Source organism: Sphingopyxis sp. Root1497, from assembly GCF_001427085.1.
Taxonomy (GTDB): Bacteria; Pseudomonadota; Alphaproteobacteria; order Sphingomonadales; family Sphingomonadaceae; genus Sphingopyxis.
Genome location: NZ_LMGF01000003.1, coordinates 163,117 through 177,736 on the forward strand (window position 1 = coordinate 163,117; position 14,620 = coordinate 177,736).

Sequence of the window (14,620 nt, forward strand, 5' to 3'; positions counted from 1 at the left end):
TGACCACCCGCCGCTTAAGGTTCAGACCCGCGCCATCCAGTCGAACAAGGGGCATGATATCTATGCGTAAACTCGCGATCCTCGGGGCGAGCCTCCTCGTCCTCGCCGCCCAGACCGCCGCCGCGCAGAATGCCCCGGCCGCCACAGAAACCCCCGCCGCGCAGGCGCCGATGTCGGCCTCGGCCACCGGCAGCGCGCGCACCGGGGCGCAGCATCGCTTCACCGGCGAGGATCTGTTCGACCTCGCGATCGCCTCCGATCCGCAGATCAGCCCCGACGGCCGGCGCATCGCCTATGTCCGGCGCGCGAACGACATCATGTCGGACAAGGCGGCCAGCGCGATCTGGCTGATCGACACGACGACCGGTGAGGAAGTCGCGATTGCCGGCCAGAATGGCGGCGCCTTTTCGCCGCGCTGGTCGCCCGACGGCAAGCGGCTGGCCTATGCCTCGGCCGAGGGTGGCAGCGCGCAGCTCTGGGTCCGCTGGATGGACGGCGGCGAAGCGGTACGGCTGACCGGTCTGCCGACCAGCCCGTCGAGCCTCGCCTGGTCGCCCGACGGCAAGGCGATCGCCTACACGATGCTGGTCAAGGACGACGGGCCGAAATTCGGCAAGGCCCCCGCGAACAAGCCCGAGGGCGCGAAATGGGCCGAGCCGCTCGAGGTCCGCGACCTGCTCACCTACCGCGCCGACGGCGAGGGGTATATCGAGCCGGGGTTCGAGAAGATCTTCACCGTTCCCGCCACCGGCGGCGCCCCGCGCCAGCTGACCTTCGGCCCCTATCACGACGGCGGCCCGCTGAGCTGGTCGCGCGACGGCCGCACCCTCTATTTCGGCGCCAACCGCAAGCCCGATTGGGAAAATGACCCGGTCGATGGCGAAATCTACGCGCTCGACGTCGCGAGCGGCGGCGTCACCGCGCTGACCGACCGCAACGGCCCCGACGGCAACCCCGTCGTATCGCCCGACGGCGGCAAGATCGCCTGGCTCGGGTTCGACGACAATCTGCGCGCCTATGAAAATACCCAGGTCTATGTGATGAACCGCGACGGCTCGGGCCGCCGCAGCCTGACCGCCAATTGGGATTATGGCGCCGACGCGATCCTCTGGGATGCCGACAGCGGCGGCGTCTATGTCCAATATGACGACCATGGCGAAACCCATGTCGCGCGCATCGGCCTCGACGGATCGGTGCGCACCGTCGCCTCCGGCCTGTCAGGCGGCGGCCTCGACCGGCCGTACAGCGGCGGCAGCTTTTCGGTCTCGAACGGCGACGCGATCGCCTTCACCGGCGGCACCGCCACCCGCCCCGCCGAAGTCCAGCTGGCGGCCGCCGGCAAGACCCGCATCCTCACCGACCTCAACCGCAGCTTGCGCGAGGTCAAGGCGTTCGGCGAGGTCCGCAAGATCACCACCCCGTCGAGCCACGACGGCAAGGCCATCGAAGGCTGGCTGACCTTGCCCCCCGGCTATGTCGCGGGCACCAGGGTGCCGCTGATCCTCGAAATCCACGGCGGACCTTTCGCGGCCTATGGTCCGCATTTCTCGACCGACAACCAGCTCTATGCCGCCGCCGGCTATGCCGTACTCTCGGCCAACCCGCGCGGGTCGACCAGCTATGGCGCCGCCTTCGCGAACGAGATCGACAAGGCCTATCCGGGCAATGATTATTTCGACCTCATCAGCATCGTCGATCGCGCCATCGCGCTCGGCATCGCCGATCCCGACGCGCTGTTCGTCACCGGCGGCTCGGGCGGCGGGGTGCTCACCAGCTGGATCGTCGGCAAGACCAACCGCTTCAAGGCCGCGGTGACCCAGAAACCGGTGATCAACTGGACGACGCAGGCGCTGACCGCCGACGGCCCCGCCTTCTTCGGCCGCTACTGGCTCGGCGCGATGCCGTGGGAAAAGCCCGAGCTGTTCTGGGCGCGCTCGCCGCTGTCGCTCGTCGGCCATGTCGAGACCCCGACGATGGTCGTCGTCGGTGCCGAGGATTATCGCACCCCGGTCAGCGAGTCCGAACAATATTATACGGCGCTGCGCCTGCGCGGCGTGCCCACCGCGCTGGTCAAGGTCCCCGGTGCCAGCCATGGCGGCATCGCCGCGCGCCCGTCGCAATCGGCGGCCAAGGCCGCGGCGATCCTCGCCTGGTTCGAGAAATATAAGAAGGGATGGACCCGGCCGGCGGGCGAGTGAGCATGAAACGCCTCGCCACCACCGCCGCGCTGCTGCTCGCGGTGCTGGCGATTCCGGGCGCGGCCGAGGAACCCGCGCCCGATATCCTGACCTTCGTCGATCCGATGATCGGCACCGGACCCGAGGGCCACACCTTCCCCGGCGCCACCGCCCCCTTCGGCATGGTCCAGCTGTCGCCCGACACCGACGCGACGTGTCAGATTCGCGACTGCTACGCCCATGCCGCGGGCTACAGCTACCACGACCCGACGATCCAGGGCTTCAGCCACACCCATTTTTCGGGCGCCGGCCATTCGGACCTCGGCGATTTTCTCGTCATGCCGCAGGTCGGCGAGGTCAAACTCGACCCCGGCGACCCCAAACAGCCCGGCTCGGGCTATCGCCAGCGCTTCGACCATGCCACCGAAACCGCCAGCCCCGGCTATTACGCCGTCACCCTCGCCGACAGCGGGATCCGCGCCGAACTCACCGCGGGCACCCGCGTCGGCATCCACCGCTACAGCTTCCCCGCGGGGCAGCAGGCGCATCTCCTCCTCGACCTCCGCTCGTCGCTCTATGATTATCCGGGCAAGATCCTCTGGTCGGGACTCCGCCGCCATGCCGACGGCACAATCACCGGTTTCCGCGAAACGCGCGGCTGGGCGCCGGGGCGCAAGCTCTATTTCGCGATGCGTTTCTCGCACCCGCTGTTCGGCCACGCCTTCGTCGATCGCGACGACAAGATTCCGTACAAGGGTTTCCAGGGTCCCGGCCGCGGCAGCGACGCGCTCGCCGAAAAACTCGGCAAGGCGCTCGAGGCGCGCTTCGACTTCGGCGAATTGCGCGGCCCGCTCGAAGTCCGCGTCGCGCTCTCGGGGGTCGACGAGGCCGGCGCGATCGCCAATCTCGACGCGGAAGGCGGAGCCTTCGACGCCGTCCGCGCCCGCACCGAGGGTGCATGGCGCAAAGCGCTCGGCGCGCTCACCATCGAAGCCCCAGCGCCGATGCGCACCAACCTCACCACCGCGCTCTACCACAGCCTGCTCGCCCCGAGCGTGTGGAGCGATGTCGACGGCCGCTATCGCGGTCCCGACGATGCGGTCCATGTCGCGAAAGACTTCACCTTCCGCTCGACCTTTTCGCTGTGGGACACCTTCCGCGCCCAGCACCCGCTGCTCACTCTCGTCCAGCCCGAGCAAACGACGACCGACGTCGTCCAGTCCCTGCTCGCCAGCCAGCGGCACAGCCCGCACGGCATCTTGCCCGTCTGGCAATTCCACGGGCGCGAGACCTGGACGATGATCGGCTATCACGCCGTCCCCGTCATCGCCGACGCCTATATGAAAGACCTCGGCTATTTCGGCGCCGACGACGCGCTCGACGCGATGGTCGCGAGCGCGGACTACGCCCCCTATGGCGGCCTCGGCGAGTATATGACGCGCGGCTACGTCGCGATCGACCGCGAACCCGAAGCGGCGTCGAAGACGGTCGAATATGCCTATGACGACTGGACGATCGCCCGCATGGCCGAGAAAATGGGCCGCACCGACGTCGCCGACCGCTTCTACAAACGCGCCGGTTCTTGGCGGAACAGCTTCGACGCCAAGACCGGCTGGCTGCGCGCGCGCAAGGCCGACGGCAGCTTCCGCACCCCCTTCGATCCGACCGCGATCAACTATGGGTCGGATTATACCGAGGGCAATGCTTGGCAATATTCATGGTTCGTCCCTCAGGACCAGGCTGCGCTCTTCGCCATCCTCGGCGGCGACGCGAAGGCGATCGCCAAGCTCGACACGATGTTCGATTACGACAACAGCAAACTCGACTACAGCCATGCCGAGGATATCGCCGGCCTCATCGGCCAATACATCCATGGCAACGAACCGAGCCACCATGTCGCCTATCTCTACACTTACGCCGGGGCGCCCTGGCGCACGCAGGAACGGCTCAAGCAGATCGTCGACAGCCAGTATAAGCCGACCCCCGACGGACTGTCGGGCAATGACGACCTCGGCCAGATGTCGGCCTGGCTCATCTTCACCGGCCTCGGCTTCTACCCCGTCGCGCCGGGGTCGAACCAATATATCATCGGCCGGCCGTTCGTCGACCGCGCGGTGCTGACGCTACCGGGCGGCAAAAGCTTCACCGTCGAAACGATCGGCCTCGCGGACGCCAACCCCTATGTCGGCAAGGTCGAATTGAACGGCAAAGTGCTGACCCGCAGCTGGATCGCCGACGCGGAAATCCGCCAGGGCGGCACGCTGCGCTTCACGATGCAGGCAAAACCCAACGCGGCGTGGGGAAAGGCGGCGAGCGCGCGGCCTTATTCCATGTCGCGCACGAAATAGGATCGCTCAGCCGAAGCAAGCGGCCAGCCCGATCGCGACCAGCACCGCTCCCGCCAGCGCCTCGCCGATGAGGACCAACGCCATCGCCCCCGGTGCCGACCGTCCCGTCGGCGCCATCGCCGCTTCGCCGTTCAACCCCCGCCACGCCGCCGTCATCGCCGTAAAGGCCGACCGCTCGCGCAGCAGCAACCGCTGGGCGACGAACGCCCCCGCCACCGGCACCCACCCGATCACCGCGAGCGCTTCCACGACCAGAAACAGCGCCCACAAGGCCAGCGTCAGCAGAACCGAAAAAGCGATCACCGCAAAATAGAGCCGGCTGAAATGCAGCCTTGTATCGCTCATCACCCGGTAACGGACCAGCAATGCATCCCTGTCCATCATATCCCCTCGCGCTTCCCTAATCGGCTGATATACCGGTCAAACCCGATGGAGTGAACGGTCGATGCGCATTGCCCTGGTCAACGTCCCGCATCCCGCGATCGGCAGCCGTATTCCGGACGAACAGCTTCCCCCGCTCGGGCTGCTCTGCGTCGGCGGGCCGCTGATCGACGACGGGCATGAGGTGCGCCTGTTCGATGGCGAATTCGGTCCCGTGCCGCTCGCAACCCTCGCCTCCGACATCGCCGCCTTCGCCCCCGATGCCGTGCTCTTCGGCCATTCGGGCTCCTCTTCGGCACAGCCGATCATCACCGCGATCGCTGCGACGATCCGCACCGCATTGCCGCACGCAACGATCGTCTATGGCGGGGTCCACCCGACCTATCACTGGCGCGACATCCTCGCCGCCGACCCCCATGTCGATATCATCGTGCGTGGCGAGGGCGAGGCGACCGCCGCCGCGCTTTTCGCTGCGCTGCGTGCGCAGGCGCCGATCGATAGCATCCGCGGCCTCGCCTTTCGCGACACCGACGGCCGCGCCATCGCCACGCCCCCCGCCGCCGCGATTGCCGATCTCGACGCCCACCGCATCGGCTGGGAGCTGATCGACCACAGCCGTTACTCCTATTGGGGCGGCAAGCGCGCGGTCGTGATCCAGTTCTCGCGCGGCTGTCCGCACCTGTGCAACTATTGCGGCCAGCGCGGCTTCTGGACCCGCTGGCGCCACCGTGACCCACGGAAACTCGCCGCCGAAATCGCGCATCTCCATCGCAGCCATGGCGTCGAGGTCTTCAACTTCGCCGACGAAAACCCCAGCGCCGGGCGCAAGCCTTGGAAGGCGTTTCTCGAAGCGCTGATCGCCGAAAATATCTCGGTCACCCTTGTCGGCTCGACCCGCGCCGACGACATCGTCCGCGACGCCGACATCCTCCATCTCTACAAGAAAGCGGGCTTCGAACGCTTTTTGATGGGCATGGAAAATACCGACGAGGCGACGCTCAAGCTGATCCGCAAGGGCGGCACCGTCGCCGCCGACCGCGAAGCGATCCGCCTCCTCCGCCAGCATAATATCCTCTCGATGGCGACATGGGTCGCGGGCTTTTCGGACCAGAGCGACCGCGACCTCTGGCACGGCCTCAGACAACTGATCGACTACGACCCCGATCAGATTCAGGCGCTCTACGTCACCCCGCATCGCTGGACCCCCTTCTTCTCGCTCGCTCGCGACCGCCGCGTCGTGCAGGACGACCGCACCAAATGGGATTACAAGCATCAGGTGCTCGGCATGGACCGCATGCCGCCCTGGCGGCTGTTCCTGTGGGTCAAGGCGATCGAGGCGGCGGCGCAGCTTCGCCCGCAGTCGCTGCGCCGTTGGGCGTGGAACCCCGACCCGAAGATCCGCCACGCGATCCGCTGGTACTACCGCATGGGCCGCCGCGTCTGGTTCCACGAAATCATCGGCTTCCTCTTCCGCGACCGCACCCGCGACCAGGGCATGACGCTCGCCCAGTTTGCGGGTGAAACGCTCGAAGCCGAGGAGGAATCGATGGTCGTCGAGCGCCGCGCCCGCGCCGCCTGACGCACCCCCTTCCCTTCATCGCGCAGCGGCCTATGGAGGGCGCAGTTTCGCAAGAAAGTCCCGCCGATGCCGATCATGGCCGCCCGCCACTATAACAAAGGCCTGCTCGTCCGCGAACTCGGCCCCGACGACATCATCCCCGAGGATTGCGACGACGGCGATTTCTACTGGCTCGGCCTTTTCGAGCCAACGCCCGAGGAACTCGCGGGCATCGCCAAACGCTTCGGCCTCCACCCGCTTGCCGTGGAAGACGCGCTGAAGGCGAAGCAATTGCCCAAGGTCGAGGTCTATGGCGACCAGCTGTTCGTCATCGCCGCGACCGGCAACCGCGAGGGCGATACGATCCAGTCGGGCGAGACCGCGATCTTCGTCGGCCGCCATTTCATCGTCACCGTCCGTCACGGCTCGGCGCGCGCCCATACCGACGTGCGGGCGCGACTCGAAACGCTGCCGGCGAAGCTCGCGCACGGACCCGATTACGTCCTCTATGCGATCCTCGATTTCATCGTCGACGGCTATTTCCCGGTGATCGACGCGATCGAGGACCGGCTGCTGCTCGTCGAGGAAAGCGTGATGGACACCCCGCTCGACGCCGCCGAAATCCGCCACCTCTACGCCCAACGGCACGAGGTCATCCGTTTCCAGCGCATCGTCGGGCTGATGAAGGACGTCGCCTGGCGCCTCGCGGGCGACGACGAGCTGCCCGGCATCGACGATGCGGTGCGCCCCTTTTTCCGCGACATCTGGGACCATGTTCAGCGCGCCGAATTCCGCCTCACCGGGCTGCGCGACGTCACCGCATCAGTGATCGAGACCAATTCGATGCTCGAACAGCAGCGCCAGGGCGTCATCACCCGCCAGCTCGCCGCCTGGGCCGCGATCCTCGCGGTGCCGACCGCAATCGCCGGCATCTACGGCATGAATTTCGAATTCATGCCCGAACTCGACTGGCAGCTCGGCTATCCCTTCGCGCTCGGGCTGATCTTCGGCGGCTCGGCGCTCGTCTTCTGGCGCTTCAAGCATATCGGCTGGCTCTGACGCGGCTGGAATGTCGGTTTTGGGGTGGAAAGCGGACCTTGCCGCTTCCTTGCTTTGTCCTTCCCGCGAAAGCGGGAACCCAGGGATGAACCAGCCAACGGACGCTCTGGGTCCCCGCTTTCGTGGGGATGACAAAGAGAGATGAGGCAGATTTCGCCCGAATCCCGCCACCCCTGACCGCTCACCCCGCCACCTTCGGCATCCACTTGCCCTTGGTCCGGCTCGTCAGGTGGAACTGCCGGCACCGCTCGCAGCGATAGGGCCGCAACACCAGCCCGGCTTCGCGCGCCGCCGCCATCGCCGCTTCCGCCGATGCATAACGCCGCTTGCGTGCACAGATGCTCGCCCGCGTGCGCACCATGTCAGCGGCGCAGCTTGGCGGTCCAGTCGACCGGTCCGGTGACGAACCGTGTGCGCAAATTTTCCAGCGTCTCTCCATTCCCGCTTTCGAAAAAGCCGACCAGCACGCGGCCGCCCTCGCTGTCCGGATAGCCGCGCGAGGTCAGCCGAACACGGGTCTGCCGGCCCGCCGGTTCGATCTCGAACACGCTCGTCACCTTTTGATACGCGTCCCAGTGCGGAAAACCCGCGGGCGCCTTGACCGTCCGGAATCCCAGCCGCCGGCCGGGAATCCGTTCACCGAACCGCTGCTGGATCGTGTCGGCACCGCCCGGTTTCGACGCCGGGTCATAGGCCGCCTCGATCAGGTCGGGGTCGTCCTTCGTCATCCACGCGATCGGCACCGCCCAAGTCATCCAACCTTCGGCGGTCGAGATCGCGGTCCACACCTCGGCGGGCGTCGCATCGACCAGTATCTCGTGCACCATCGTCGTCGTGGCGTCGGCCTCGACCTGCCTGGTCACCCGTACCTCTCCGGCGAGCGCCGTCGACACCGTCAGCAGCAACGCCGCGGCCAGCCCGGTCGCCCATGCGCGCATCAGGCGAGCACCTTCGCCATCATCCGTTCTTCCTTCGCCACCCACAGCGCCATGCTCGGCCGCGACAGGATCGCTTCGCTCCATGCCGCGATCTTCGGGTGCGTCGCCGCATCGACGACCGCGCCGCAATGGCGAAAATTCATCAGCGGCGACGCCACCGCGAGGTCGGCGAGCGTCAGCCGGTCGCCGACGAGGAAACCCGACGCGGGGATCGCGCTTTCCAGATAATCGAGCAGCTTCGGCAATTCCTCGCTCTCGGCCTGCGCCGCGGCGGCGAGGTCGCCCTCGCGGCCCAGGAATTTCGGCGCGACGATGCGGTTGAAGAACATCTTGCCGCTGCACGCCGCGAACACCGTGTCGCCGAACTCCTCCCACCAGATCACCCGCCCGCGCGCCTGCGGGTCGGCGGGGATCAGTTCGGGTGAGGGATGCTTCGCCTCCAGATACTGGATGATCGCGCTCGAATCGGCGAGCATGAAGCCGTCGTCGTCCATCGCGGGCATCTTGCCGAGCGGCGAGGCGGCTCGGAACCCCGGATCGGGATCGCCGATCCCCACCCCTTTCAGTTCGAAGTCGATCCCCTTCTCGCCGAGATAGGCAAGCAATTTGCGCACGAAAGGCGACACCAACGAACCGTAAATGATCATCCGACCGCTCCCCTGTTCTTCTCCATCGCGCCCGTCTTACGCCAAAGGGCATAAACCGCAACCATCGCCGCGGCGGGTGCATAAGCGCGACATTGCGCTTGCTAAGCGCCCGTCCGCGTGGGAATATTGCGGTCACAGGGGCGCCGGGCTCAGCGATAAACCACGGGAAAATAACAAGAGCATGCGCTCGGTTTGGGCAGATCGGCTGATAGGGCTGCTGGTCCGTTTCGTCGGGCTGGTGATCCTTGTCGCCACCCTGATCGCCGCCGCCGCCAGCTTCCTCTACAACCAGTCGCAGGAGGCCGACCAGGCCAGCCGCGTCGCAACGCAGGTCAATATGCGGCTGCGCGACCATATCGCGGTGCTCGAAGGCGTCCGCGCGCTGTATCAGTCGGACACCGCCGCCAGCGGTCCCGGCATCCGCGCCTATCTCGCCGCGCTGCAGCCGCAGGTGCAGGCGCCGGGCATGGAGGGGGTCGGCATCGCCGCCGCGGTCCGCCGCGACGACCTGGCCCCTGCGGTGGCGCAATTGCGCCTCAACTACGGCCGCGATATCGCGATCTGGCCCGCCACCAGCCCCCGCAAGATCGGCTTCGCGGTCGTCCTCGTCGAACCCTATACGCCGCGCCGCAACGCCGCGCTCGGCTTCGATATGTACAGCGAAGCGACCCGGCGCGAGGCGATGCGCCGCGCCTGGCAGACCGGACGCCCCGCCGCCAGCGGCATCGTCCACCTCGCGCAGGAACGCGTGTCAAAGGTCAAACAGCCGGGCTTCCTCGTCTACGTCCCCGTCTATGCGCGGCAACGCACGGCGCTCGAACCCGCCGACTCCGGCGATGTCCCCGTTCCCTCCACCACCGCCATCATCGCGACGATGGGTGACGCGCGGCCGGTCGAGGCGTTCGTCTACGCCCCCTTCCGCACCGAGGACATGATGAAGGCGGTGCTCGGCGAACAGCTCAAGGGCGTCGATGGCATCGAGGTCCGCGCCGGCGAGGGTCCGTCGGCGCCGCTCGTCTTCAGCCACGGCACGATCGGCTGGGACGCGCACGAACAGAAATTGCACGTCGCCGACCGGCAATGGATCATCCGCATTTCCTATGGCCGCTTCATCGACCGGCTCGGGCGGCCGCTCGGCATCTTCCTGTTCGGCCTCGCGCTCGCGGTGCTCGCGACCCAGCTCCACCGCGTCCAGCGCCGCCGGATCGACGCCGCCCAGGCGCTCGCCGCGGAAAAGGCGCGCCATGCCGAGGATCGCGAACTGATGATCGGCGAAATGGCGCACCGGATGAAAAACGCCTTCGCGCGGATCGGGGCGCTCGCGCGGATCACGCTGCGCGAATCGACCGACCTTCAGGATTTCGAGGCCAAGTTCGACGGCCGCATGCGCGCGCTATCCGATGCGAAACAGATGCTCGTCACCGGCGCCGTCGACACCGTCGACCTCGGCCAGATCATCCGCCGCGAACTCGAAACCACCGGCCGGGCGTCCGACGACGTCACCGGCCCCGACGTCCGCCTCGACGACGAAGCGGCGCAGGCGATCTCGCTCGCGGTGCATGAAATCGTCACCAACAGCATCAAATATGGCGCGCTCGCCGGCAAGGGCGAGCTCACCGTCGGCTGGCGCCGTGCGGCCGAGGATATCGAACTCAACTGGGTCGAAAGCGGCCTTCCCGAAACCCCGCAGATCGACACCGAAAGCTTCGGCACCCAGTTCATCCGAACCCTGATCGAACGCCAGCTCAAGGGCAGCTGGAACCGCAGCGCCGCCGACCACAGCCTCTCGATCACCATCCGCTGGCCCGACCGTGACATCGCGGACTGACGCCGACTGGCAGGTCTGGATCGATCGCGGCGGCACCTTTACCGATGTCGTCGCGCGGTCGCCGGACGGCGCGGTCGTCACCGCCAAATATCTGAGCGAGGATCCCGCGCGCCCGGGCGACGCCGCGGTCAATGCGATCCGCGACCTGACCGGTGCCGGCACGGGCGCGCTGCCGCCGCTCGCGATCCGCATGGGCTCGACCGTCGCGACCAACGCGCTGCTCGAACGCAAGGGCGAACCGACATTGCTCGCGATCACCCGCGGTTTCGGCGACGCGCTGACCATCGGTTACCAGGACCGCCCCGACCTCTTCGCGCGGCGGCTCGACCGCATCCCGCCCCCACACGCAGCGGTGGCGGAGATCGCCGAACGCACCGGCCCCGACGGGACCATCCTGACCCCGCTCAACGAGGATGCCGCGCGCGCATCGCTGCGGGCCGCCCGCGACGCCGGCCTCGCCAGCATCGCGATCGTCCTGATCCACGGCTATCGCTATCCCGCGCACGAGCTGCGCCTCGCCGAAATCGCACGCGAACTCGGCTTCGCGCAAATCTCGACCAGCCACGACGTCAGCGCGCTGATCAAGCTGATCGGCCGCGGCGACACGACCCTCGCCGACGCCTATCTCTCGCCCGTCCTGCGCCACTATGTCGATCAATTCTGCGCCCAACTCGGTGACGACGTCGAACCACAATTCATGAAAAGCTCGGGCGGCCTCGCCTCGGGCAGCGCCTTCCACGGCCGCGATGCGATCCTCTCTGGCCCCGCCGGCGGGATCGTCGGCATGGTCGGCAGCGCCGCCCCCTTGGGCAAGACCCGCCTCATCGGTTTCGACATGGGCGGCACCTCGACCGACGTCAGCCATTATGCCGGCCGCCTCGAGCGCGACAACGAAACGATCGTCGCGGGTACCCGCATCCGCGCCCCGATGCTGCGCATCCACACCGTGGCTGCAGGCGGCGGCTCGATCTGCCGCTGGGACGGCGCGCGCCTGCTCGTCGGCCCCGAAAGTGCCGGTGCCAACCCGGGTCCCGCCGCCTATGGTCGCGGCGGGCCGCTCACCGTCACCGACTGCAATGTGCTGCTCGGCAAGATCCAGCCCGATCATTTCCCGAAACTCTTCGGCCCCGCAGGCGACCAGCCGCTCGACCGCGACGTGGTCGCCCGAAAATTCGCCGCCATGGCGAAAGACGTCGGCCTCGCGCCCGAAGCTCTCGCCGAAGGCCTGCTCGCGATCGCGGTCCAGCAGATGGCGAACGCGATCAAGCGCATCACCATCGCGCGCGGCCATGACGTGACCCAAGGCTATAGTCTTGTCGGCTTCGGCGGCGCCGCGGGCCAGCATGTCTGCCTGGTCGCCGACGCGCTCGGCGTCGACGAAATCCTGCTCCATCCGCTCGCGGGGGTGCTCTCGGCCTATGGCATGGGCCTCGCCCGGCCCTCGGCGATCCGCGAGCGCACGCTGGGGTCGACGCTCGACGCCCAATGCGCCGAGATGCTCGCCGAGGTCGAAACCGAGCTAGCGCAGCAAGCTCGCGCCGACCTCGCCCCCCACGCCCAAACGACCCAGGAAACCCTGCTCTTCGTCCGCCTCGCCGACAGCGACAATGCGATAGAACTCCCGCTCGCGCCGCCCGCCGACGTGGCGCAGGCCTTCGCCGCCGCCTTCCGCCAACGCTTCGGTTACGCCCCGCACGCCAATCTCGTCGTCGACCGCATCCGCGTCGAACTGACCGAGGCGGGTGATACCCCCGCCGCGCTTCCGCCGCCCGCCGCAACCAAGGAAACGCCGCCCGAAACTGTCGCCGCCTGGCTCGCCGGAGCCCGCCACTACGTCCCGCTCCACCAGCGCGACGCCCTCGCCCCCGGCAGCACCGTCACCGGTCCCGCGATCATCATCGACGCACTCGCGACGACGGTGGTCGAGCCGGGGTGGAATGCGACGGTAGAGGCAGAAGGAACGCTCAGGCTCTCTAGTGCTCCCCGGCGAAAGTCGGGGGCCAGCGCAACCGAAAACGCGCGCGGCAGCGCGTCGTCTGGGGCCCGGCTTTCGCCGGGGAGCACTGACCCCGCAACCCCCGACCCCATCCGCCTCGAAATCTTCAACAGCCTGTTCATGGCGATCGCCGAGGAAATGGGCGGCGCGCTCCAGCACAGCGCCTCGTCGATCAACATCCGCGAGCGGCTCGACTTCTCCTGCGCGATCTTCGACGGCGAAGGCCGCCTCGTCGCCAACGCCCCACACATGCCGGTGCATCTCGGCTCGATGGGCGAAAGCGTCCGCACCATATTGCGCCAACGGACCAAAGACGGCCGCGGCCTGCGTCGCGGCGATGCCTATGCCCTCAACGCGCCATATGACGGCGGCACGCACTTGCCCGACATCACCGTCATCATGCCGGTGTTCGTCGCCAAAGAAGAGGGGGACGCCGACGCCCCCGCCTTCTTCGTCGCCGCGCGCGGGCATCACGCCGACCTCGGCGGCATCGCGCCGGGATCGATGCCCCCCGACAGCCGCAGCATCGAAGACGAGGGTATTCTCTTCGACAACATACTCATCGTCGACGACGGCAATTTCCTCGACGCGGAGGTCGCCGCCCATCTGGTCGACGGCGCCTTCCCCACGCGCAACCCCGCGCTCAACATCGCGGACCTGAAGGCGCAGGTCGCCGCGTGCCAGCGCGGCGCCAGCGCGCTTGCCGACCTTTCCACCGCGCACGGCACCGCCACCGTTGCCGCCTATATGGCGCACGGCCAGGCGCAGGCCGAAGCGGCGGTCCGCCAGCTCATCGCCCGCCTCGACGACGGCGCCTTCCGCTACGCGATGGACAATGGCGCCGAGGTGGTCGTCGCGGTCAAGGTCGACCGCACCGCGCGCCACGTCACCATCGACTTTACCGGCTCGTCGGCGACCCTGCCCGACAATTTCAACGCGCCGCTCCCGGTCGTCCGCGCCGCGGTTCTTTATGTGCTGCGCACGATGCTCGACGACCCGATCCCGATGAACGAGGGCTGCCTCGCCCCCGTCACCCTGATCGTGCCAGCGGATTCGATGCTCAGCCCCAGCTATCCCGCCGCGGTCGTCGCCGGCAATGTCGAGACCAGCCAGGTCATCACCGACGCGCTGTTCGCCGCCTTCAACGCGATGGCGCCCGCGCAGGGCACGATGAACAATTTCACCTTCGGCAACGACGCCTACCAATATTATGAAACGATCGCCGGCGGTTCGGGCGCGGGCCCCGGCTTCGACGGCACGTCGGTGATCCAGACGCATATGACCAACAGCCGCATGACCGACCCCGAAGTCATGGAAATGCGCTTCCCCGTCATCGTCGAGGAATTCTCGATCCGCAAAGGCTCGGGCGGCGCGGGCCAGTGGCGGGGCGGCGACGGCGCCACCCGTCGCATCCGCTTTCGCGAAGCGATGACCGCGAACATCCTCGCGAACCGCCGCAGGATCGCGCCCAGTGGCCTCGCGGGCGGCGACGATGCCGCACCGGGACAAAACTGGATCGAGCGCGCCGACGGGTCGGTCGAGATGCTCGCCGCGACGGGTAGCGCCGATCTCGGAGCGGGCGACGCGTTCGTGATCGAAACGCCGGGCGGCGGCGGCTATGGGAAAACAGGGGAGAGATAGGTTGACGACAGCGCGGTCTACCCCACGCGGGGATGACGGGATGACAG

General features: G+C 67.6%; 10 protein-coding genes. 6 read left to right on the top strand and 4 right to left on the bottom strand.

The annotated features are described in order from the left end of the window. Positions 1 to 62 precede the first annotated feature (62 nt). Together ASD67_RS04315 and ASD67_RS04320 are read left to right on the top strand one after the other, a co-directional pair. Complete coding sequence (locus ASD67_RS04315; protein ID WP_056343912.1) at positions 63 to 2,198, top strand: S9 family peptidase; 2,136 nt, start codon at positions 63 to 65, stop codon at positions 2,196 to 2,198. A 2-nt stretch (positions 2,199 to 2,200) separates the two neighbouring features. Then, a complete protein-coding gene (locus tag ASD67_RS04320) occupies positions 2,201 to 4,525 on the top strand; it encodes a GH92 family glycosyl hydrolase (RefSeq protein ID WP_056343915.1) in 2,325 nt (774 codons plus the stop codon). Positions 4,526 to 4,531: 6 nt separating this feature from the next. On the opposite strand, the gene ASD67_RS04325 is transcribed toward ASD67_RS04320, so the two are convergent. Beyond that, positions 4,532 to 4,906, bottom strand: a complete 375-nt coding sequence (locus ASD67_RS04325) for a hypothetical protein (RefSeq protein WP_162248537.1) — start codon at positions 4,904 to 4,906, stop codon at positions 4,532 to 4,534. A gap of 64 nt (positions 4,907 to 4,970) precedes the next feature. Here ASD67_RS04325 and bchE point away from each other — a divergent pair, with 64 nt between their 5' ends. Together bchE and ASD67_RS04335 are read left to right on the top strand one after the other, a co-directional pair. Further along, positions 4,971 to 6,485 carry a magnesium-protoporphyrin IX monomethyl ester anaerobic oxidative cyclase gene (gene bchE, locus ASD67_RS04330; RefSeq protein WP_056343921.1) on the top strand — a complete coding sequence of 505 codons (1,515 nt, stop codon included), beginning with the start codon at positions 4,971 to 4,973 and terminating at the stop codon, positions 6,483 to 6,485. Between the two features lie 66 nt (positions 6,486 to 6,551). Continuing rightward, positions 6,552 to 7,523: a magnesium and cobalt transport protein CorA gene (locus tag ASD67_RS04335; RefSeq protein WP_056343924.1), complete on the top strand. Its 972-nt coding sequence runs from the start codon at positions 6,552 to 6,554 to the stop codon at positions 7,521 to 7,523. 181 nt (positions 7,524 to 7,704) lie between these two features. Here ASD67_RS04335 and ASD67_RS04340 read toward each other — a convergent pair whose 3' ends face one another. From ASD67_RS04340 to ASD67_RS04350, 3 genes are read right to left on the bottom strand one after another with little or no spacing between them, the layout of a single operon-like run. Beyond that, positions 7,705 to 7,884: a hypothetical protein gene (locus ASD67_RS04340; protein ID WP_056343927.1), complete on the bottom strand. Its 180-nt coding sequence runs from the start codon at positions 7,882 to 7,884 to the stop codon at positions 7,705 to 7,707. A gap of 1 nt (position 7,885) precedes the next feature. Continuing rightward, positions 7,886 to 8,461: an SRPBCC family protein gene (locus ASD67_RS04345; protein WP_056343930.1), complete on the bottom strand. Its 576-nt coding sequence runs from the start codon at positions 8,459 to 8,461 to the stop codon at positions 7,886 to 7,888. Then, complete coding sequence (locus tag ASD67_RS04350; protein ID WP_056343933.1) at positions 8,461 to 9,108, bottom strand: glutathione S-transferase family protein; 648 nt, start codon at positions 9,106 to 9,108, stop codon at positions 8,461 to 8,463. The genes ASD67_RS04345 and ASD67_RS04350 overlap by 1 nt, the downstream gene beginning before the upstream one ends. 181 nt (positions 9,109 to 9,289) lie before the next feature. Here ASD67_RS04350 and ASD67_RS04355 point away from each other — a divergent pair, with 181 nt between their 5' ends. Together ASD67_RS04355 and ASD67_RS04360 are read left to right on the top strand one after the other, a co-directional pair. Continuing rightward, a complete protein-coding gene (locus ASD67_RS04355; RefSeq protein WP_056343936.1) occupies positions 9,290 to 10,936 on the top strand; it encodes a CHASE domain-containing protein in 1,647 nt (548 codons plus the stop codon). After that, on the top strand, positions 10,920 to 14,573 hold the full coding sequence (locus tag ASD67_RS04360) for a hydantoinase B/oxoprolinase family protein (protein WP_056343939.1): 3,654 nt from the start codon (positions 10,920 to 10,922) through the stop codon (positions 14,571 to 14,573). Before ASD67_RS04355 ends, ASD67_RS04360 begins: the two co-directional genes overlap by 17 nt. Positions 14,574 to 14,620: the final 47 nt, after the last annotated feature.